The sequence below is a fragment of the Nonomuraea sp. NPDC005730 genome, from assembly GCF_040630865.1.
In the GTDB taxonomy this organism is placed as follows: Bacteria; Actinomycetota; Actinomycetes; order Streptosporangiales; family Streptosporangiaceae; genus Nonomuraea.
In genome coordinates, this window is the sequence record NZ_JBEXYK010000023.1 from 71,835 (window position 1) to 91,586 (window position 19,752).

Here is a 19,752-nt window from a genome sequence, read left to right on the forward strand (position 1 = left end):
TCCGCCGGGGATCCCGGCCCGCACCCGGATGAGGGGGTGGCTTTGCATGAACATGCGTTGCAATGCATAATCTTCTTCTATGTCCAAGGTTCTCACCTCCCTGCCCACCGGCGAGCGGGTCGGCATCGCCTTCTCCGGCGGTCTCGACACCTCGGTGGCCGTCGCGTGGATGCGCGACAAGGGCGCCGTCCCGTGCACCTACACCGCTGACATCGGCCAGTACGACGAGCCCGACATCGCCTCGGTGCCCAGCCGCGCGCTGGCCTACGGGGCCGAGCTCGCGCGCCTGGTCGACTGCCGCGCCGCGCTGGTCGAGGAGGGCCTGGCCGCGCTCACCTGCGGCGCGTTCCACATCCGCTCGGGCGGCCGGGCCTACTTCAACACCACGCCGCTCGGCCGCGCCGTCACCGGGACCCTGCTGGTGCGGGCCATGCTCGAGGACGAGGTGCAGATCTGGGGCGACGGCTCGACGTTCAAGGGCAACGACATCGAGCGGTTCTACCGTTACGGCCTGCTGGCCAACCCCCACCTGCGCATCTACAAGCCCTGGCTCGACGCCGACTTCGTCTCCGAGCTCGGCGGGCGCAAGGAGATGTCGGAGTGGCTGCTCGCCCACGGGCTGCCCTACCGCGACAGCACCGAGAAGGCGTACTCGACCGACGCCAACATCTGGGGCGCCACCCACGAGGCCAAGACCCTCGAACACCTCGACACCGGCATCGAGACCGTCGAGCCGATCATGGGCGTGCGCTTCTGGGACCCCGAGGTCGAGGTCCTGCCCGAGGACGTCGCCATCGGCTTCGACCAGGGCCGCCCGGTCACGATCAACGGCAAGGAGTTCGGCTCCCCGGTCGACCTGGTCATGGAGGCCAACGCGATCGGCGGCCGGCACGGCCTGGGCATGTCCGACCAGATCGAGAACCGCATCATCGAGGCCAAGAGCCGCGGCATCTACGAGGCCCCCGGCATGGCGCTGCTGCACGCCGCCTACGAGCGCCTGGTCAACGCCATCCACAACGAGGACACCCTGGCCACGTACCACAACGAGGGCCGGCGGCTCGGCCGGCTCATGTACGAGGGCCGCTGGCTCGACCCGCAGGCGCTCATGCTGCGCGAGTCGCTGCAGCGCTGGGTCGGCACGGCGATCACCGGCGAGGTCACCCTGAGGCTGCGTCGCGGCGAGGACTACTCGATCCTCGACACCACCGGCCCGGCCTTCAGCTACCACCCCGACAAGCTGTCGATGGAGCGCACGGAGGACTCCGCGTTCGGTCCGGTCGACCGCATCGGCCAGCTCACCATGCGCAACCTGGACATCGCCGACTCGCGCGCCAAGCTGGAGCAGTACGCCACGCTCGGCATGGTCGGCACCACCCACCCGGCGCTCATCGGCGCCGCCCAGGCGGCCTCGACCGGTCTCATCGGCGCGATGCCGCAGGGCGGCGCGGAGGCCATCGCCTCCCGCGGCGAGGTCGCCGAGGACGACGAGCTGCTCGACCGCGCCGCGATGGAGTTCGGCACCGACTGACCGCCCCCGGGACTCCCGGGGGCGCCCCCGGGCCGCCTCTGTGCGACCCGGGGCGTGGCGCGCGGACGCCACGGGTACGGACCGGAGATGATGATCGACGAGCGGGACGGCGCGGACGTCACGCCCGCCACCGACTGGCTGCTCGGCCCGGTGTCCCGCGAGGAGTTCCTGCGGGACCACCGGGGGCGGCGGCACCTCCTGCTGCGCAGGCGGTCGCCCGGCCACTACCGCGAGCTGTTCTCGCTGGCCCGCTTCGACGAGCTGCTGTCCGGCTCCGGCCTGCACGCCGGGGCCGTGCGCGTGGTCCGCGACGGCCACGCCGACGGCGGCGCGGCCGGGCTGGAGGACCTCTACGCCCGCTACCGCGACGGCTCGACCCTGATCATGCCCTCGGTCCACGAACGGTGGCCGCCGCTGCGGGAGCTGTGCCGGCGGCTGGCGGGCGAGTTCAGCGCGGAGTGCCGGGTCAACGCCTACCTCACACCGCCGCGGGCGCGCGGCTTCGGCGTCCACCGCGACTCCCACGACGTGTTCGTGCTGCAGGTGGCCGGGGCCAAAAGCTGGCGGATCCACCAGGACGCCTGCCACGAGTTCGACCTGTGCGAAGGGGACCTGCTCTACCTGCCGCGCGGCCTGCCGCACGAGGCCGCCTCGGCGCAGGACGCGTCCCTGCACCTGAGCGTCGGCGTCCATCCTGCGACCTGGGCCGACGTGCTGCTGGCCGGGTGTGAGGCGGCCGTCTCCGCCGACCCCGCCTTCCAGGAGCCGCTGCCCTTCGGCTTCGCCCGGACGACCGGCGGCCGGGCCGCCGCACGTGAGCGCATCCGGGAGCTGACCGCCCGCCTGGGAACCGCCCTCACCCCCGAGAGGCTGGCCGACGACGCGGTGGACATGGCGTTGCTCGCCGAGGGCGACCGGCTGGGCGGCCATCTGCTCGACCTCGCGGGCCTGGCCCGCCTCGACGCCGGCACCGCCGTCCGGCGCCGCCCCGGCCTGCGCTGGGAGAGCAGACGGGACGCCGGCACGCTGGTCCTCGCCTTCCACGGCAAACGGCTCAGCCTCCCGGCCCGGCACGAGGCGGCCTTCCTGAGCATGGCGGACGGCGAGCCCTTCACGGCGGCCGGTCTGCCTGGGGAGGACGGCCTCGCCCTGGTACGCCGCCTGGTCGAGGAGGGATTCCTGACCCTCGCGACGTCAGGCTGACCCGGCGGGCCGGCGGAAGACGCAGCGCACCACGTGCCAGTGTTTGGGCTCGTCCCTGGCGTCGATGCCGTCGTAGCGGTCCTCGCGCAGGACGACCGGCTCCAGGCGGGGGAACAGCGCGCCGGCCTCGGGAGCGCGCAGAAAGGTGCGCCCCGGCCGCCCCGCCCAGGCGTCCTCGGGACCGAAGAACGTGCAGCACAGCACGCCGCCCGCGGCCAGCCCGCCGGCCATCGCGGCCGCCACCCGGCGGACGTCGGCCCTGGGCAGGAAGGGCAGGACGTGGATCGCGACCATGAACGAGTAGGCCCCCGCCGCGACCGGCACGTCACGGACGTCGGCGTGCACGACCCGCAGCCGCGGGTGCCGCCATGCCGCCGCCAGCGCGAGGGTGCAGGGGTCGGTGTCCACGGCCTCGACCGAGAAGCCCAGCTCCAGCAGGAAGCGGGTGTCGTTGAGCGGGCCCGCGCCGACGTCCAGCGCACGCCCGCGCACGCCGCCGAGCACGCCCAGCGCCTCGACGACGAGCGCGTTGGGCCCCCGCCCCGCCCGCAGGGAGGCGTAGGTCACGCCGCCGTCAGCCGCTCACCTTGAGGATCCGCTGCTCGACCAGCGCCTCGGCCAGGGCGACACGTTCCTCCCCGGTCAGGCCGCCGGGCAGCTCCCGCACGTAGAAGGCGCCGGTGCGGGCCACGAACTCCAGCGCGGGCGAGGCGATCATGTCGGCGCCCACCAGCGGTTCGCCCGACGGGGACAGCAGCTCGACCTGGTTCCCGTCGCGGCGGGTGGTGAGCAGCCCGGCGCGCTCGTTCACCACGCGGCGGGCGAGCGTGACGGTGCGATGGTCGTACCAGACGTCGGGGAGCGGGCAGCCGAACAGCTCCTCGTAGCGGTCGCGGAACTCGGCGAACGTGGCCACCGGGGTCTCCGCGGCGGGCTCGTCCCGCACGCCGGGGTCGTTGCTCGGGCTGTGGTGGACGTACCGGCCGAAGTAGGTGCGGCAGAACTCGGTGTACAGGCCGGTGAAGAGGATGAAGTGATGCCAGGCGTCGTCGATGCGCGTCGAGTGCATCATCCAGATCCGCGACCGGTCGACCTGCGTGAGCACCAGGTACTTCTTCGCCTCGGCGAACAGCTCCCCGGCCTCCTCCTCCGTCGCGGCGACACGCTCCTTGACGAGCCGTTCGAGCAGGTAGGGCGCCTGGTGGTCGAGCGCGGCGAGCGGGGTGTCGGTGATCACGGCGGTTCCCCTACTCCGGCGCCGACTGCCTGCGGCAGGACGAGACGCACACGCTGCTGCAGTCCCGGCAGGTCATGCAGGGGCTGTGCGGGCCGGAGCGCTCGGCCTTGACCCGCAGGTGCAGCCGGCCCGTCCGGATCTCCCCGGCGTCCTCGGCGACCTCCGAGGTCAGCGACGCCTCCGCCGTGCCGGCCTGCCGGCGGACGACCTTGGCGTCCCGGCGTACCCACAACACCTTCGCGCCGAAGAGCAGGATGCTCTCGGGCACGTTCTCGATGTGCAGGACGTCGCCCAGCGGGATGTCGAGGGCCGAGCTCAGATCCTCCAGGCTGGGATACAGCGTGACGAATCCGTCCTGGTACGGCGGGCCCACGTAGCCCCAGAACGTCATGGTGTCCGGGTGACCCTCCTGGAGCAGCTTGACCAGGAGAGGATGCGCCTCGGGCCCTTGTACGGCTTTGCTCATGGCGGTACTCCTCGTTTCCGGTGAGCGTGACATCCCGCACCCGGGAGCGGCGGCGCGACGCGCCGCCGCTTTGCCGAACCCGGGGGCCGCGCCGGGCGGGGTCAGCCGAGGTCCGCCTGCGCCGCGCCCGGGGCGTTCGCCTCGGCGAAGACGCCCACCTGCTCGGACGCCGGTGACGGCGGCTGCTCCATGAGCGCCTGGATCGCGGACCTGCGCTTCTCCAGGCCCGCTTCGTCGATGCTGATCCGCCGCCGGTTCCGGCTCTTGTCTTCGGTCATGCTCGGCAACCGTAGTGAGCCGCACGTCAACGCGGGGCAACGGCACCGTCTTGTTTGGGCGCGGCCGCCCCGCCCGGCCGGCGCCGCGACCTGTCTGTTCCGGTTTTCCGCCATCGAGGTCGGCGGCCGGGCCCCATGGTGGCCCGCCCCCTGGCTGCCTAGCGTTGACCCTCGTGATCAGTCTGAAGGGTTTGACCAAGCGGTACGGCGACCGGACGGCGGTGGACGACCTGTCGCTGGAGCTGAGACCCGGCGCGGTGACCGGGTTCCTCGGGCCCAACGGCGCCGGGAAGTCCACCACGATGCGGCTCGTCCTCGGGCTCGACCGGCCCTCGGCGGGCACGGCGCTCGTCGGCGGCGTGCCGTACCACCGGATCAGGAACCCGCTGCGGACGGTCGGCGCGCTGCTCGACGCGCGGGCGCTGCACCCCGGGCGCAGCGGGCGGGCGCACCTGACCGCGCTGGCCCGCAGCAACGGCATCCCCGTGCGGCGGGTGGCCGAGGTGCTGGAGAGCGTCGGCATGGCCGGCGCGGCGAACCGCCGGGCCGGGGCGCTCTCGCTCGGCATGAGCCAGCGGCTCGGCATCGCCGCCGCGCTGCTCGGCGACCCGCAGGTGCTGCTGTTCGACGAGCCCGTCAACGGACTCGACCCCGACGGCGTGCGGTGGGTGCGCCGGCTCATGCGGGCGCTGGCCGCCGAGGGCCGCACGGTGTTCGTCTCCAGCCATCTGATGAGCGAGATGCAGCTCACGGCCGACCACCTGGTGGTGATCGGCAAGGGCCGGCTGATCGCCGACGCGCCCCTGGCCGAGGTCATCGGGCGCAGCTCGCTGACGGCCGTGCTGGCCCGCACGCCGCATGCCGGGGAGCTGGCCGGACGCCTGCGCGCCGCCGGGATCGCCGCCGAGCGCGTCGCCGAGAACGAGGTCGTCGCCACCGGCGCGCCCGTCGAGCGGGTGGGCGACCTGGCCTACGAGGCCGGGATCAGGCTGCACGGGCTGCGCACCCGGGAGGCGTCCCTGGAGCAGGCATATCAGGAGCTGACGGAGAGCAGCGTGGAGTACGGGACGACGGAGGCGGGAGCGTGACGGCGGCGTTGTGGCAGGCGGCACGGGCCGAGTGGGGGAAGTTGTGGTCGGTCCGGTCGACGTGGTGGTGCCTGGCCGGCGCGGCGGCGCTCATGGTGCTGACCGCCGTGGCCCTGGCCGCGGCGCAGGCCACCGACGCGGTCCGCGAGCAGGTGCCCGGCGCGCGGGTGACGGCGAGCGAGTCCGTGGTGTCGGCCACGTCGTTCGTGCAGTTCGCGCTCGTCGCCCTGGCCATGCTGGCGATCACGTCGGAGTACTCCTCGGGCGGCATCAGGGTCACGCTGCAGGCCACGCCGGTGCGCGGGCTCGTGCTGGCCGCCAAGGCGCTGGTGCTGGCGCCGGTGATGTTCGCCGCCGGGATGCTGTCGGGGGCGCTGGCGACGGCGGCGGTCCACGTGGTGCTGCAGGCCGACGCGTTCGGGGGGCTCGTCGTGCTGCCCTTCGGGGCGGCCGTGCGGGACGTGGCGGGCGCGGGCGCGTTCTTCGCCCTGGTGGCGGTGATGACGCTGGGTGCCGGGGCCGCGATGCGCAGCGCGGCGGGCACGCTGACCGTGGTGTTCATGCTGCTCCTTGGCCTGCCGCTGGTGCTGCTGATGACCGGGAGCCAGGCGGCGCTGGACGCCTCGCTGCGCATGCCGACGTTCGCCGGGCTGGCGTTCATGGGCAGCGTGGACAACCTGACCGGCGGGCCCATCCCGTACTCGGCGGGGGAGGGCCTGGCCTGGCTGCTGGCCTGGGCGGCGGCGGCGCTGGCGGCGGGCTACGCCGTGCTGCGCCGCCGCGACGCCTAGACTTCGGGCCCGTGTCGGACAACTTCGGGCCCAGGCCGGACAACCGGGAGAACACCGGCAGGCGGGCGGTCAAGGCGCTGGCCGGGGTGCTGGCGGGCATGGCGCTCGGCGCGGTCGAGCTGGCCTTCCTCTGCGTGGCCTGGCCCGCCGCCCTGGTCCCGGCCGCGCGCCCCCTGGCCCGGCGCGGCGCGGCGCGGCTCATGGCCCTCGAACGCGCCCGGCTGACCCGGTGGTTCGGCCACCCCGCCCCCACCCGCGACGGCGGCTACGCCTACCTCGCCGCCCGCGCCGCCCTGGGCGTGCTCGGCGGGTACGCCTGCGCCACCGCCCTGTTCGTCGGCGGCCTGCTGCTGGGCGGCGGGGCGTGGGACCTGATCACCGGCGGCTCGGACCCCGTCCCCGTCGAGCTGCCTGGCGTCAGGCTCGTCACCACCGGCGGCATGCTCGGCCTGACCGGCGGGGTGGCCCTGCTGACGGTGACCGCGCTGCTCGCCCTGGCCGCCGGCGTGCTCGAACGCCGCCTGGCCGTCCACTTCCTCGGCCCCGGCGGCCGGGAGCTCATGCGCCGCCGCATCGCCGAGCTGACCGCGAGCCGCTCGGGCATCGTCCGGGCCGTGGACGACGAGCGCCGCCGGATCGAACGCGACCTGCACGACGGCGTCCAGCAGCGCGGCGTGGCCCTGGCCATGCTGCTCGGCCGGGCCCGGCACGGCCACGACCACGAACGGACCGCCGAGCTGGTCGACCAGGCCTACGCCGAGTCCCGCCGCCTCCTGGACGAGCTGCGCAGCGTCGCCTGGCGCATCTACCCCACCGCCCTGGACGAGCTGGGGCTCAAGGTCGCGCTGGCCGGCGTCGCCGACCGCGCCGCCGTGCCGGTCACCGTCCACTACGGGCTGTCGGCCCGGCCCGCCACGGAGATCGAGACCGCCCTGTACTTCGTGACCAGGGAGGCGATCACCAACGCGGTCAAGCACGCCCGCGCCCATGACATCCTGGTCGTGGTGGGCGAGGACGAACGGACGGTGAGCGTGGCGATCTCCGACGACGGCGGGGGCGGCGCCGACCCCGCGGGCGGCGGCCTGTCCGGGCTGGCCCGCCGGGTCCTGGCGCTCGACGGCACGTTCACCGTGGACAGCCCGCGCGGCGGGCCCACGAAGATCGCCGCCACGCTGCCCAAGGAGCCGCCGTGCGGCTGATCCTGGCCGACGACTCGGTGCTGCTGCGCGAGGGGCTGACCCGGCTGCTCGCCGAGGCCGGGCACGAGGTCGTCGCGGCCGTGGGCGACGCGCCCGCGCTGCTGGCCGCCGTCGCCGATGACCGGCCCGACGTGGCGGTGATCGACGTGCGCATGCCGCCCGGCCACAAGGACGAGGGGCTGCGGGCGGCCCTGGAGATCCGCGCGCGGTGGCCCGAGGTGGGCGTGCTCGTCCTGTCCCAGTACGTCGAGCCCCACTACGCCGCCACCCTGCTGGCCGGGCCCGCCGAGGGGCTCGGCTACCTGCTGAAGGACCGGGTCTCGGAGGTGGCCGACTTCCTCGACTCGCTCGACCGCGTACGCGCCGGCGGCACGGCCTTCGACCCCGAGGTCGTGCGGCGGCTGCTGGCCCGCACCAGCCACGCCGACCCGCTGAGCCGGCTCAGCCCGCGCGAGTCCGAGGTGCTGGCGCACCTGGCCCAGGGGCTGGTCAACGCGGCCATCGCCGAGCGCCTGCACGTCTCGGCGTCCACCGTGGAGAAGCACGTCAACGCCATCATGGACAAGCTCGACCTGCCGCGCGACACCGGCTACAGCAGGCGGGTGCTGGCGATCCTGCGCTACCTGGAGGGCTGACCCGGAGACCGGGCCGGCCGTCACACGTCGATCACGCGGGGCAGCGCCGGCGGGTTCGGCCGCGGCCGCCACTCGCGGGGATAGCCGAGCGAGACCTCCATGAACGGCACGCCGTCGTGGTGGGTCAGGCGCGGGATGTGCAGGTGGCCGTACACGACGACGGCGGCGTCGTAGTCGAGGTGCCAGCGGGCGGTGCGCTCGGTGCCGCACCACTGCGCGAACTCCGGATGGGTGAGCACCCGCGTCGGCTCGCGGACCAGCGGATAGTGGTTCACCAGCACGGTCGGCAGCCCCGGCGGCCGGGCGGCCAGCCGCGCCTCGGTGAACTCGACCCTCGCCGCGCACCAGGCGTCCCTGCCGGGGTGGGGGTCGGGGTGGAGCATGACCTCGTCGGTGCAGACGATCCCCGCGTCGTAGGCCGTGCGCAGGGCCTCCTCCTTGGTCGTCGCGCCCTCCGGCCGCCAGGTGTAGTCGTACAGGACGAACAGCGGCGCCACCGTGACCGGGCCGCGCGCCCCCTCCCACACCGGGTACGGGTCCTCCGGCGTGAGCACGCCGAGATCGCGGCAGAGCTCCACCAGGTACCGGTAGCGCTCCTCGCCGCGCAGCCGCACCGGGTCGCGGGCCGGCGTCCACAGCTCGTGGTTGCCGGGCGCCCAGACCACCCTCGCGAACCGGTCGGCCAGCAGCCGCAGCGCCCAGGCGATGTCCGTGGTCAGCTCGCCGACGTCGCCCGCGACGAGCAGCCAGTCGCCGTCCGACCCGGGGCGCAGCTCCTCCACGAGCTTGCGGTTGTCGGGATGGTGCACGTGCAGGTCGCTGACGGCGAGCAGGCGGGGAGCGGTGATCACGTCTCGGATCGTACGCCGCCCGCGCCGCGACGTGGTGCGGGGCCGGCCGCCGGGCCGGCCGCCGGGCCGGCCGCCGGGTTGTTCATCACGGCGGCGGGTAGGTACGTCACCTGCCCGCACCCGGAAGAGGACCGCCATGACGACCGCGCCGACCCTCGTGCTCTCCGACGGCCGCTCCATGCCGCGCCTGGGCCTCGGCACCTGGCCGATGGACGACCGCCAGGCCCGCCAGGCCGTCGGCCACGCGCTCTCGCTCGGCTACCGGCTGATCGACACCGCCGCCAGCTACGGCAACGAGCGCGGCGTGGGCGCGGCGGTCGCCGAGTCGGGCGTGCCGCGCGCGGAGCTGTTCGTCACCACGAAGCTGCGCGGCGCCCAGCACGGCTACGACCTGGCGCTGCGCGGGTTCGAGGAGAGCCGGTCCCGCCTCGGCCTCGACTACGTCGACCTCTACCTCATCCACTGGCCGCTGCCCGGCCACGGCCTGTTCGTCGACACCTGGAAGGCGTTCGTCCGGCTGCGCGAGGAGGGGCTGGCCCGCTCGATCGGCGTCTCCAACTTCACCCCGGAGCAGATCGAGCGGGTGGTCGACGCGAGCGGCGTGTGGCCCGCGGTCAACCAGGTCGAGCTGCACCCCGGCTTCCCCCAGCCCGGCCTGCTCGCCTGGCTCACCGGGCACGGCGTGGTGACCGAGTCGTGGAGCCCGCTCGGCGCCGGCGGCAAGCTGCTCCACGACCCGGCCGTCACCGAGGTCGCCGCCGCGCACGACCGCACCCCCGCGCAGGTCGTGCTCCGCTGGCACGTGCAGCTCGGCGCCGTGCCGATCCCCAAGTCGGCCGACCCCGGGCGGATGCGCCACAACCTGGAGGTCTTCGACTTCGAGCTGTCGCCCGAGGAGATGGCGCGCATCTCGGCCCCGGGCGGCGGCGGCAGCCGCCTCGGCGGCGACCCCGACCACCACGTGGAGCTGTAGCCCCCACGGGCGGCCCCCGTCAGCGTTCGTAGACGATCCTGCCGTCCACCATCGTCATCGCGACCGGCACCTCGGGCAGGTCGGCCGGGTGCGCGTCCAGCAGGCTGTCGTCGAGCACGCACAGGTCGGCGACCTTGCCCGGCTCCAGCGAGCCCTTCCACGACTCCGCGCCCTCCTGCCAGGCCGGGGTGCTGGTGTAGGCGCGCAGCGCCTGGTCCAGCGCGAGCCGCTGGTCGCGCGCGCCCTCCACGGCCCACCGGGTGGCGGCCGCGGCCACGCCGTGCCGCCAGTCGGGGGTGAGCATGGGGGCGTCGGAGCTGAGGCTGAGCCGTACGCCGGCGGCCAGCGCGTCCCGCACCGGCCAGGCGTGCCCGAGCGCGGCCTGGCCCAGGGCGTCGCGCAGCAGGGGGGAGGCGGCGGCGGCGATGCCCGGCTGGGTGGTCAGGCCGATGCCGGCCGCGGCCATCGTCTTGAGGGTGTCCGGATGCAGGACGTCGCCGTGGACGAGGTAGTGGCGCCGCCCCGGGGCCCCGGCCAGGGCGCGGGTGACCGTCCTGGTCGCGCGGCTGCCGGTGGCGTGCACCGCGACCTGGTGCCCGGCCGCGGCGGCGGTCTCGATCATGGTCGTCAGCGCGGTCTCGCGTTCGTCCTCGGAGCCGCCCTCGACCAGCGGGGCGCCGTGCGAGCCGTCCTCGTACGGCTCGTCGCTCCAGGCCGTGCGCATCGGCGGGATGCCGTCGGCGAAGATCTTCACCCCGGCCACCTTGAACCAGCCCGGCACCTCGGCGGGCGGCGTCAGGTCGCGCAGCCCGGCGACCAGGTCGGGCAGTGAGCTGCGCCCGTCCACCTCGGCGAACAGCAGCAACGCGCTCACCCGCGCCTTCAGCTCGCCCCGCGCGGCCATCCCGGCGTACTCGCGCAGGACCTCGACGCCGAAGCGCCCGCCGCCGTCGTGCTCGCAGGGGCCGAGACCGGGCTCGGTGTAGCTCGTGATGCCCAGGGAGGCCAGCAGGTCGCCGGCGCGCAGGATCGCCGCCCGCCGCTCCGCCTGCTTGCCCAGCCGGGAGTCGGGGACGAGGTCGCCGGTGCCGGTCAGGCGGTCCAGCAGGAGGTCGGGCCAGCGCAGGCCGAGCCAGGCGCCGTGCAGGTGGCTGTCGTTGATGCCGGGCAGCACCGATCTGCCGCGCAGGCGCACGACCCGCGTACCCGGGCCGACCATGGCCTGGACCTGCAGTGGAGTGCCGACCCTGACGATGCGTCCGTCCTTGATCGCGATGCCGGACGCGAGATGGCCGGCCGCGTTCATCGTGTGGACGACGCCGCCGGTCATGACCAGATCCGCCGACCTGTTGTCAGCCGCAGATTTCATATCCGCTCCGCTCTGGACACTCTCATTTCCATCCGCATAACGTACATGGAATCAGATACGATTTCGTGCCGGGAGGTGACGATGCCTCTACCTTTCGAGGCACGGCGCATCATCGATCGGGCCCCTCGCGGACCGGCGCACGCGCCGCCGGCCGCCGCGGCCGACGACCGCTGCCGGAGCCGCTGATGGGCGCTCCCGCGGACGACGTCCTCGACGTACGGGGCCTCAGCGTCTCCAGGGGAGAGGTGCCCGTCGTGCACGAGGTGAGCCTCGGCGTCGCGCCCGGCACGGTCACCGTGCTGCTCGGCGCGAACGGCGCGGGCAAGACCACCCTGCTCGACGGCATCGCGGGCCTGGCCCCCGCCGCCGCCGGTACGGTCACCCTGGCCGGCGCGCCGCTGACCGGCCTGCCCACCTACCGCCGCGCCCAGGCCGGACTCGGGTACGCCGAGCAGGCCCGCACGGTGTTCCGCACGCTCACGCTGGAGCAGAACCTGCTGGTCTCCGGCGACGGCGACCCGGCCATGGTCTACGACATCTTCCCCGAGCTGGACCGCAGGCGCACCCTGCCGGCCGCCAACCTGTCCGGCGGCGAGCAGCAGATGCTCGTCATCGGCCGGGCGCTGATCGCCGGGCCCAAGGTCGTCCTCATCGACGAGATGTCGCTCGGTCTCGCGCCGGTCGTGGTCCGCCGCCTGATGGGCTCGGTGCGGGAGCTGGCCGAGCGGGGCATCGGGGTGCTGCTCGTCGAGCAGTTCGCCAACCTGGCGCTGGAGATCGGCGCCCGCGCGTACGTGCTGCGCAAGGGCCGGGTGGTCTTCGAGGGCCCGTGCGAGGAGCTGCGCGGGGCGCAGGACCGGCTGCACGAGTTCTACTTCGGCGCCGTCACCGACGACGGCCTCGCCCGGGCGGCCGGCACGGAAGGCGGGAGCTGATGAACGCGCTGCTGAAATCCTGGGGCCCCGGGCTGGGGCTGGCCGTCGCGGCGTGCGCGGTGCTGCCCTGGGTGCTGCCGCCGTACTGGATCTACCTGGCGATCGCGGCCGTGGTCAGCGGGGTGCTCATGCAGAGCTACGGCGTGATCGTCGGGCGGGCCGGGGTCATGTCGTTGTGCCAGATGTCGTTCGCGGCGATCGGGGCCTGGGTGGTGCTGCGGCTGAACCTGGCCGACGCGCCCGGCGGCTTCCTGCTGTGGCTGGTGCTCGGCGGCCTGGCGGCCGTGCCGGTGGGCGTCGCGATCGGGCTGCCCGCGCTGCGCATCCGGGGCGTCAACCTCGCCGTCGTCACGCTCGGCTTCGCCGTCTCCACCGACATCGTGCTGAACGCCAACCAGTTCCCCGGCACGACCGAGCTGAAGACCCTCGTCCGGCCGGAGCCCTTCTCCTCCGACGCGGCGTACTTCGTGCTGGCCATGGCCGTGTTCGTGCTGATCGCGATCGGCCTGGCGCTGGCCAACCGGACCAGGATCGGGCGGTCCTGGCTGGAGCTGCGGCACTCCGAGCGGGCGGCGGCGGCGCACGGCATCTCCGTGGCGCGCAGCAAGCTCACGGCCTTCGCCATCAGCGCGTTCATCGCCGGCATCGGGGGCGGGCTGATGGCGGGGCAGCTCGGCCTCGTCGTATCCGGAAATTTCGCGATGATGCAGTCGCTGGCGCTGTTCGCGGTCGCCGTGCTCATCGGGCCGCACAACACCGAGGGCGCCGTCCTGGGCGGCATCTTCGGCGCGGTCATGGCCACGGTGCTGGAGAAGCTGCGCCTGCCGCAGGACCTCGGTGGCATCCTGTTCGGCGTCATGGCGATCTTCGCCCTGCGCAGCGGGGTCAGCCAGACCGACTTCACCCGCGCCCGCCGGCGCGAACGGGCCGCGCGCCCCCTGCTGGAGGCCGCGCCCGCCGAGGAGCCCGCCCCGGTCCCTCCGGCGGCGGGCGAGGGCGACGTGCTGGAGATCCGCGGGCTGAGCGTGCGGTTCGGCCAGGTCGTCGCCCTGGACGGCGTGGACCTGACCGTGCCCGCCCTCGGCGTCTCCGGCCTGATCGGCCCGAACGGCGCCGGCAAGTCCACGCTGATCTCGGCGGTCACCGGCTTCGCCGCCCGCTACGAGGGTTCGGTCGTGCTCGCCGGGCAGCCCCTCGACCGGCTCAGCCCGAGCGTCAGGGCCAGGCGCGGGCTGCGCCGCACGTTCCAGACCACCGCCATCGCCCCGGAGCTGACGCAGGAGGAGTACCTGGCGATCGTCGCCGGGCGGCGCCTGCCCGGGCAGGAGGCGGAGGAGGTGCTGCGCTTCTTCGGCTGCCCGCCCGGCGAGGTGCCGGTGTCGATCCTGGACGCGGGCACCAGGAGGCTGCTCGACGTCGCCGCCGCGATCGCCGCCAGGCCGAAGGTCGCGCTGCTCGACGAGCCGGCCGCCGGCCAGTCCGCCGCCGAGTCGCTGCGGCTCGGCCGCCGGCTGGCCCAGGTCCCGGCCCGCTTCGGCGTGTCGATCCTGCTGGTGGAGCACGACATGGATCTCGTACGAGCCGCCTGCGGCCAGGTCACGGTGCTGGACTTCGGGCACGTGATCGCCTCGGGGCCGACGCTCGACGTGTTGGACGCACCGGCCGTCAGGGCCGCCTACCTCGGCACCGTCTTGGAGGAGACATCGTGAAACGCGTACTCATGGCCCTGCCCGTCCTCGGCCTGCTGACCGCTCTGACGGCCTGCTCCGGCGGCTCGGGCACCGACGGGCCCATCAAGGTCGGCGCCGTCAACGGCGTCACCGGCCTGTTCCAGACCCCCGAGGTGCCGCAGGCGGTCAAGGCCGTCTTCGAGGAGGTCAACAAGGCCGGCGGGATCAACGGCCGCAAGATCGAGCTGATCAGCAAGGACGACGCGATGAACCCGCAGCGCTCCACGGAGGCGGCGCGCGAGCTGATCGACTCCGAGGAGGTCGTCGCGTTCGTCGGCTCCTCCAGCGCCGTGGACTGCGGGCTCAACCGGGCCACCTACAGCAAGGCGCAGATCGTCTCGATCCCGGCCGTGGGCGTGGACCCGGCCTGCTTCACCAGCCCGAACATCGCCCCGGTCAACCCCGGCCCGTTCAAGCTGCTGACCGCGATGCTCTACTACGCCTCCGAGACGCTCAAGCACGACAAGGTGTGCCTGGCCTTCACCGTGCTGCCGGGCAGCGGCGGCGGCATCGACGCGGCCATCAAGGAGTGGAGCGACATCACCGGCAAGACGCTGGCGGTCAAGGACACCTCGGTCGGGCAGGGCGACCCGACGCCGTACCTGGTCAAGCTCAAGAGCGGCGGCTGCCGGGCGGTCGTCTACAACGCCCAGGTCGGGCCGTGGTTCGCCCAGGCCAAGACCCAGGGCATGCAGGACGTCGACTTCATCCTCATGGCCAACGCCTACACCGACGCCAACGCCGCCCTCATCCCGGCCGGCATGAAGGCCCAGGCGGGCACCGAGTGGCAGCCGTACACCGACGAGACGCTGCCGGGCAACGAGCGGTGGGCGAAGATCGTCAACGACAACAAGATCCAGAAGACCGCGTTCAGCCAGGGCGGGGTGATGGCGGCCGACGTGTTCGTCCAGGTCCTCAAGACGATCAAGGGGGACATCACCCGGGAGTCGGTGACCAAGGCGTTCAAGTCGATGCAGCCCATCACCTACCCCATGGTCGGCACGCCCTGGGTGTTCGGCCCCGGCCAGACGCACAACCCCATCGAGGGCAGCCGGTTCGTCAAGGCCGAGAACGGCAAGTGGACGGTGCTGCCCGAGGGCTTCATCGTCCCGAAGCGGAACGGCTGATGCTCGACTCCGTGGTCGCGGGCCTGACCAGCGGCGGCGTGTACGCGCTGCTCGGGCTCTGCGTCGTCCTGACCTACCGGCTCGTCGCGGTGGTGAACTTCGCGATGGCGGCCGTGGGCGCGATGGGCGCCTTCGTCATGGTCACCCTCACCGACGCCGGCCTGAACGTCTGGCTCGCGCTCCCGCTCGGGGCGCTGGCCGGCGGGCTGGTCTCGGCGCTGCTCGGCCTCGGCCTGGTGCGCTGGTTCGGCGAGCACGACCTGCGCACGAAGGCGGCCGTCACCGTGGCGGTGTTCGTCGCGCTGATGTCGGTCGGGCTGCGGCTGTTCGGCAACAACACCAGCGGCGCGCGGCGCTTCCCGCAGCCGTTCGACGCGCCCGCCTTCACCGTGGGCGAGGTGGTCGTGCCGCAGGCGGTGCTGGTGTCGCTGTCGTTCGCGGTGCTCATCACGGTCGGCGTGGGGCTGCTGCTCGGGCGCACCCGGGTGGGGCTGCGGCTCCAGGCGCTGTCGGAACGACCGGCCACCGCGCAGGTCGTCGGCATCCCCGCGCCCCGGCTCGCGCTGGCCGTCTGGGTGGCGATCGGCGCGGTCAGCACGCTCGTCGTCGTCCTGGTCGCGCCCCGGCTCGGCGGCGACTTCTCCACGCTGGGCAACCTGGTCACGACCGCGCTGGCGGTGGCCATGGTGGGGGCGTTCAGCAGCCTGTGGCTGACGCTGGCGGGCGGGCTGCTGCTGGGCTGCCTGGAAGGGGTGACGGCCTCGCTGGAGGCGGTCCAGCAGTACCGCGGGGTGCTGCCGTTCCTGGTGATGGTGGCGTTGTTGTGGTGGCGCAGCCGCCACCAGGTCTGGGACTCGGAGGCGAACGTATGACGGTCAAGGTCCCCCAGCGCCAGATCGGCGCGCACGGCCCCGAGGCGTCGGTGCTGTCGCTGGGGTCCTGGCACACCTACGACCGGATGGACTTCGGCGCGGCCGTCGCGCTGCTGCGGCACGCCGTGGAGATCGGCGTCAACCTGTTCGACGTGGGCGTCTACGGCCTGCCCGGCCGGCGGCCGGTCTTCACCGACGTGCTCTTCTCGGCCATGGTCAGGGCCGCCGGCCTGGCCCGCGAGGACTACCTGCTCTCGGTCAAGCTCTGGCTCGACGACCACCCCGGGCGCCCGCTGCGCGACCAGCTCGAACGCGCGCTGCTGCGGGCCGGCACCGACCACGCCGACCTGGCCGTGGTCGGCGACGTCCACCGGGACGACCTCGACCTGCGCCGCCTGGCCCGCGAGCTGGCCGCGCTGGAGGCGGAGGGGCTGCTCGGCTGCTGGGGCGTCAACAACTGGTCGGCCACCTCCATCCTGACCATCCGCAACCACGCCCGCGACCTCGGCTCGCCGGGACCGCAACTGGCCCAGCTCAAGTACAACCCGTGCCGCCGCTCGATCCCGGAAGGGGTGCCGTTCTCCGAGGTGTTCGACGCCGGCGTGTCGCTGCAGGCCAGCGACGTGCTCGAAGGCGGGCTGCTGGCCGGCAAGGAGAGGCCCGCCCGGCCGGTCTTCCCCGACCCCGGCGGCGTGCGCGAGCGGGCCGCGACGGCCGCCGCCGGGCTGGCCGAGGTGGCGGCCGGGCTGGAGGCGACGCCCGCGCAGGTGTGCGTGGCGTTCTGCCTCACCCATCCTGCGGTGGCCAGCGTGCTGTTCGGCGTCACGAGCACGGCCCAGCTCGCCGACAACGCGGGCGCGCTCGCCCTGCTCGACCGGGTCGGCGCGGCCCGGCTGCGCGAGCTGGCCGCGCCGTTCTGGGCCGACGCCGACACGGTGGACCCCGAAGGTCCCTGACGGTCTCCCGGCCACCCCGGCCGGGAGACCGTGCCCGCTCAGCGGGGCGCCTGGACCAGCCCCGCCCCCAGGTCCTCGACGTCGGCGTCCGGGACGAACACGTCCGTCGCGGCGGTCAGCAGCAACCGGCCGGTGACCGCCGCGGCCCGCGCGCCGTCGCTGCCGGCCCGCAGCTCCTGCCACCACAGCGCAGCAGCCCCGGCCACGTGCGGCGCGGCCATGCTGGTGCCGCTCTTGCTGGTCAGCCCGCCTCCGGTACGGGCCGAGACCACCTCCACGCCCGGCGCGCACACCTGCGGGAAGGTGTTGGAGAACCGTGCGACCGCCAGCCGCCCGGACGGCAGCCGCTGCACCGCGCCCACGGCCATCATGCCCTCGGCGGCCGACGGCAGCTCCGGCCCGACCTCGAAGTCCGGCCGCAGCTCCCGGTGGCTGGCGTTCCCCGTGGCCGCGACGACGATCGTGCCGGCGCCGAACGCCGCCCTGGCCGCGATCATCCGCATCAGCGAGTCGTAGAGCCGCAACGTGGCCCGGTACGACTCCAGCGCGATCGACGTGGCCAGGAACTGCGGCAGACCGCGCTCCTCGAGCTGGCGCATGGCGGCCGGGAAGTCGATGCCGAGCGACATGGTGATGACGTCGGCGTCGTTCCCGAGCGCCCAGAGCAGGCCCTTGACCGTCTCGGCGGTCGAGCCCTTGCCGTCGTCGCCGAGCACCTTGCCGATCAGCGCCCGTTCGACGCCGGGCGCGACGCCGATGCGCATGCCGTCGACCGGGCGGCCGAAGACGGTGCCGGCGCAGTGGGTGCCGTGGCCGACCTTGTCGCCGCGGCCCGACCCGGTGAAGTCCTCCTCCACCAGCGTCATCCCGGTGAAGGCGGGGTGCGTGGCGTCGATGCCGGTGTCGAGGACGGCGACCACCGTCCCCGCCCCCGTACGGGTGGAGGCGTCGGCGCCCAGCGCCCGCACCCCCCACGTGACCTGCGCGCCCGCCTCCGCCTCCGGCGGCGGCGCCTCGACGTCCTCGGGGGCGCCCGGGACGGTGGTCGGCATCGGCCGGGCGACCGCGGCCACCGACGGGTCCCGCGCGAGGTCGGCCACCTCGCGCTTGCCGAGCCCGGTGATCTCGACGTGCGGCTCGCTCGGCGTCTCGGCCGCGGCGGCGCCCCGCTCGAACGGCGCGGCCATGCGGGTCCTGCTCAGATCGCGCAACACGATGAACTGGTCGGCCATCGTCTTCCCCTCCTGGAAGTAGCCCACCCCTGTGATGTCAGGCGTACTCCTGCCGGGGCCGCCTGGCAACACCCCGCGATGGCCGGCCCGCGACGAGCACGGCCACGATCGCCAGCAGCAGCCAGGCCGAGGTCAGCACGATCAGCCAGGTCCATCCGGCGTGGCCGTAGACGGCGCTGCCGGCCGTGCCGCCGGCGCCGCTGCCCAGGTAGTAGCACAGGGTGTAGATCCCGGCGGCGCGCCCGCGGGCGGCCGGCGGGGCCTGCGCGGCGACCCACGCGTTGGCCACGGCGTGCGCGGCGAAGAACCCGGCGGTCAGCACGGCGAACCCGGTCACGACCGCGGCCGGCGGGCCGAGCGCGGTCAGCGCCGAGCCGGCGGCCGTCACGGCCAGGGCGGCGACCAGGGCCGCCCGGCGCCCCAGGCGGTCCGCCAGCCGGCCGGCGGCGGCCGAGGAGGCGGTGCCGAGGGCGTAGGAGAGGAAGACCAGGGAGGCCACGGCGGGGGAGAGCGACAGCGGTGGCGCGGCCAGGCGGAAGGAGGCGGCGTTGTACAGGGCGACGAACGCGCCGACGCCCAGCGCCCCCACCGTGTACGGCGCCAGCAGGGCCGTCCCGATCCGTCCGCCGCCCCTGGTGGGTGCGGCACGGACGACGGGCGGCGGGGCGGGCAGCGTGCGGGCCGCGTACGCCGAGCAGAGCAGAGAGACGCCGGCCACCACCAGCATCGCGCCGCGCCACCCCCACGGCCCGGCGGCGAACCCGGCGCCCAGCCGGCCCAGCATCCCGCCCACCGAGTTCCCGGCGATCATCACGCCCACCGCCCCGGCCAGCCTCGTCGCCCCCACCAGATCGGCCAGGTACGCCGCCCCGACCCCGGCGAACCCGGCGACCGCCACCCCCTGCGCCGCCCGCATCGCCACCAGCACGGGGAACGTCGGCGCCAGCGGCAGCGCCAGCCCGATCAGCGCCGAGGCCAGCACGGACCACACGATCATCCGCCGCCGCCCGACGACCTCCGCCAGCGCGGCCAGCGGCAGCACCGCCACCGCCAGCGCCGCCGTGGCCACGCCGACGGCCAGCGACGCGCCGCCGGGGTCGAGCCGGAAGTCGGCGGCGAGCTGCGGCAGGACGGGCTGCGGCGCGTACAGCAGGGCGAAGGAGGAGACGCCGGCCGCCGCCACGGCCGGGCCGGCCCGCCGGGTGCCGACTTGTCGAGCTTCGATGACCGCCATGCCTGGAAACGCTAAGCAAGGCTAATAAATACGTCCAATGCGGAGATA

General features: G+C 74.2%; 20 protein-coding genes. 12 read left to right on the forward strand and 8 right to left on the reverse strand.

The genetic code is table 11. The annotated features are described in order from the left end of the window. Window positions 1-79: 79 nt before the first annotated feature. Together argG and ABZ444_RS25550 are read left to right on the forward strand one after the other, a co-directional pair. Window positions 80-1,528, forward strand: a complete 1,449-nt coding sequence (gene argG, locus ABZ444_RS25545; protein ID WP_358001565.1) for an argininosuccinate synthase — start codon at window positions 80-82, stop codon at window positions 1,526-1,528. 87 nt (window positions 1,529-1,615) lie between these two features. Next, the gene (locus ABZ444_RS25550) at window positions 1,616-2,731 is read left to right on the forward strand and encodes a cupin domain-containing protein (protein ID WP_358001569.1); all 1,116 of its coding nucleotides are present in this window, start codon (window positions 1,616-1,618) and stop codon (window positions 2,729-2,731) included. Here the strand turns inward: ABZ444_RS25550 and ABZ444_RS25555 are convergent. The 4 genes from ABZ444_RS25555 to ABZ444_RS25570 all read right to left on the reverse strand — a co-directional run bounded on the left by ABZ444_RS25555 (window position 2,723) and on the right by ABZ444_RS25570 (window position 4,712). Beyond that, window positions 2,723-3,298 carry a class I SAM-dependent methyltransferase gene (locus tag ABZ444_RS25555; protein ID WP_358001572.1) on the reverse strand — a complete coding sequence of 192 codons (576 nt, stop codon included), beginning with the start codon at window positions 3,296-3,298 and terminating at the stop codon, window positions 2,723-2,725. The two genes, ABZ444_RS25550 and ABZ444_RS25555, sit on opposite strands and share 9 nt — an antisense overlap. Window positions 3,299-3,305: 7 nt before the next feature. Next, window positions 3,306-3,968, reverse strand: coding sequence for a hypothetical protein (locus tag ABZ444_RS25560; RefSeq protein ID WP_358001575.1), 663 nt, complete (start codon window positions 3,966-3,968; stop codon window positions 3,306-3,308). Window positions 3,969-3,978: 10 nt separating this feature from the next. After that, window positions 3,979-4,434 carry a hypothetical protein gene (locus ABZ444_RS25565; protein ID WP_358001578.1) on the reverse strand — a complete coding sequence of 152 codons (456 nt, stop codon included), beginning with the start codon at window positions 4,432-4,434 and terminating at the stop codon, window positions 3,979-3,981. A gap of 101 nt (window positions 4,435-4,535) precedes the next feature. Next, window positions 4,536-4,712: a hypothetical protein gene (locus ABZ444_RS25570; RefSeq protein ID WP_358001580.1), complete on the reverse strand. Its 177-nt coding sequence runs from the start codon at window positions 4,710-4,712 to the stop codon at window positions 4,536-4,538. A 173-nt stretch (window positions 4,713-4,885) separates the two neighbouring features. Here ABZ444_RS25570 and ABZ444_RS25575 point away from each other — a divergent pair, with 173 nt between their 5' ends. Genes ABZ444_RS25575 through ABZ444_RS25590 form a run of 4 tightly spaced genes read left to right on the forward strand, consistent with a single transcriptional unit; the run spans window position 4,886 to window position 8,425 of the window. Further along, entirely contained in the window at window positions 4,886-5,800 is a 915-nt protein-coding gene (locus ABZ444_RS25575; protein WP_358001583.1) for an ATP-binding cassette domain-containing protein, read from the forward strand. Then, window positions 5,797-6,591 (forward strand): ABC transporter permease, encoded by a 795-nt coding sequence (locus tag ABZ444_RS25580; protein WP_358001586.1) that lies wholly within the window; start codon window positions 5,797-5,799, stop codon window positions 6,589-6,591. Before ABZ444_RS25575 ends, ABZ444_RS25580 begins: the two co-directional genes overlap by 4 nt. A gap of 11 nt (window positions 6,592-6,602) precedes the next feature. Continuing rightward, complete coding sequence (locus ABZ444_RS25585) at window positions 6,603-7,790, forward strand: histidine kinase (protein ID WP_358001589.1); 1,188 nt, start codon at window positions 6,603-6,605, stop codon at window positions 7,788-7,790. Then, on the forward strand, window positions 7,781-8,425 hold the full coding sequence (locus tag ABZ444_RS25590) for a response regulator transcription factor (protein ID WP_358001592.1): 645 nt from the start codon (window positions 7,781-7,783) through the stop codon (window positions 8,423-8,425). Before ABZ444_RS25585 ends, ABZ444_RS25590 begins: the two co-directional genes overlap by 10 nt. A gap of 20 nt (window positions 8,426-8,445) precedes the next feature. Here ABZ444_RS25590 and ABZ444_RS25595 read toward each other — a convergent pair whose 3' ends face one another. Next, complete coding sequence (locus ABZ444_RS25595) at window positions 8,446-9,273, reverse strand: metallophosphoesterase (RefSeq protein ID WP_358001687.1); 828 nt, start codon at window positions 9,271-9,273, stop codon at window positions 8,446-8,448. A gap of 139 nt (window positions 9,274-9,412) precedes the next feature. Between ABZ444_RS25595 and ABZ444_RS25600 the strand changes: the two genes are divergently transcribed. Further along, window positions 9,413-10,249 carry an aldo/keto reductase gene (locus tag ABZ444_RS25600; RefSeq protein WP_358001595.1) on the forward strand — a complete coding sequence of 279 codons (837 nt, stop codon included), beginning with the start codon at window positions 9,413-9,415 and terminating at the stop codon, window positions 10,247-10,249. A 19-nt stretch (window positions 10,250-10,268) separates the two neighbouring features. Here ABZ444_RS25600 and ABZ444_RS25605 read toward each other — a convergent pair whose 3' ends face one another. Next, window positions 10,269-11,618: an amidohydrolase family protein gene (locus ABZ444_RS25605; RefSeq protein WP_358001598.1), complete on the reverse strand. Its 1,350-nt coding sequence runs from the start codon at window positions 11,616-11,618 to the stop codon at window positions 10,269-10,271. A 185-nt stretch (window positions 11,619-11,803) separates the two neighbouring features. On the opposite strand from ABZ444_RS25605, the gene ABZ444_RS25610 reads away from it, so the two are divergent. Genes ABZ444_RS25610 through ABZ444_RS25630 form a run of 5 tightly spaced genes read left to right on the forward strand, consistent with a single transcriptional unit; the run spans window position 11,804 to window position 17,238 of the window. Continuing rightward, complete coding sequence (locus ABZ444_RS25610) at window positions 11,804-12,553, forward strand: ABC transporter ATP-binding protein (RefSeq protein WP_357976893.1); 750 nt, start codon at window positions 11,804-11,806, stop codon at window positions 12,551-12,553. After that, on the forward strand, window positions 12,553-14,262 hold the full coding sequence (locus tag ABZ444_RS25615) for an ATP-binding cassette domain-containing protein (protein ID WP_358001601.1): 1,710 nt from the start codon (window positions 12,553-12,555) through the stop codon (window positions 14,260-14,262). Before ABZ444_RS25610 ends, ABZ444_RS25615 begins: the two co-directional genes overlap by 1 nt. After that, a complete protein-coding gene (locus ABZ444_RS25620; RefSeq protein WP_358001604.1) occupies window positions 14,259-15,410 on the forward strand; it encodes an ABC transporter substrate-binding protein in 1,152 nt (383 codons plus the stop codon). Before ABZ444_RS25615 ends, ABZ444_RS25620 begins: the two co-directional genes overlap by 4 nt. Next, complete coding sequence (locus ABZ444_RS25625; RefSeq protein ID WP_358001607.1) at window positions 15,410-16,282, forward strand: branched-chain amino acid ABC transporter permease; 873 nt, start codon at window positions 15,410-15,412, stop codon at window positions 16,280-16,282. Before ABZ444_RS25620 ends, ABZ444_RS25625 begins: the two co-directional genes overlap by 1 nt. Further along, window positions 16,279-17,238, forward strand: a complete 960-nt coding sequence (locus ABZ444_RS25630; protein WP_358001610.1) for an aldo/keto reductase — start codon at window positions 16,279-16,281, stop codon at window positions 17,236-17,238. The genes ABZ444_RS25625 and ABZ444_RS25630 overlap by 4 nt, the downstream gene beginning before the upstream one ends. 38 nt (window positions 17,239-17,276) lie before the next feature. Here ABZ444_RS25630 and ABZ444_RS25635 read toward each other — a convergent pair whose 3' ends face one another. After that, complete coding sequence (locus ABZ444_RS25635) at window positions 17,277-18,470, reverse strand: S8 family serine peptidase (RefSeq protein ID WP_358001613.1); 1,194 nt, start codon at window positions 18,468-18,470, stop codon at window positions 17,277-17,279. A gap of 37 nt (window positions 18,471-18,507) precedes the next feature. Further along, entirely contained in the window at window positions 18,508-19,704 is a 1,197-nt protein-coding gene (locus ABZ444_RS25640; RefSeq protein WP_358001616.1) for an MFS transporter, read from the reverse strand. Window positions 19,705-19,752 lie beyond the last annotated feature (48 nt).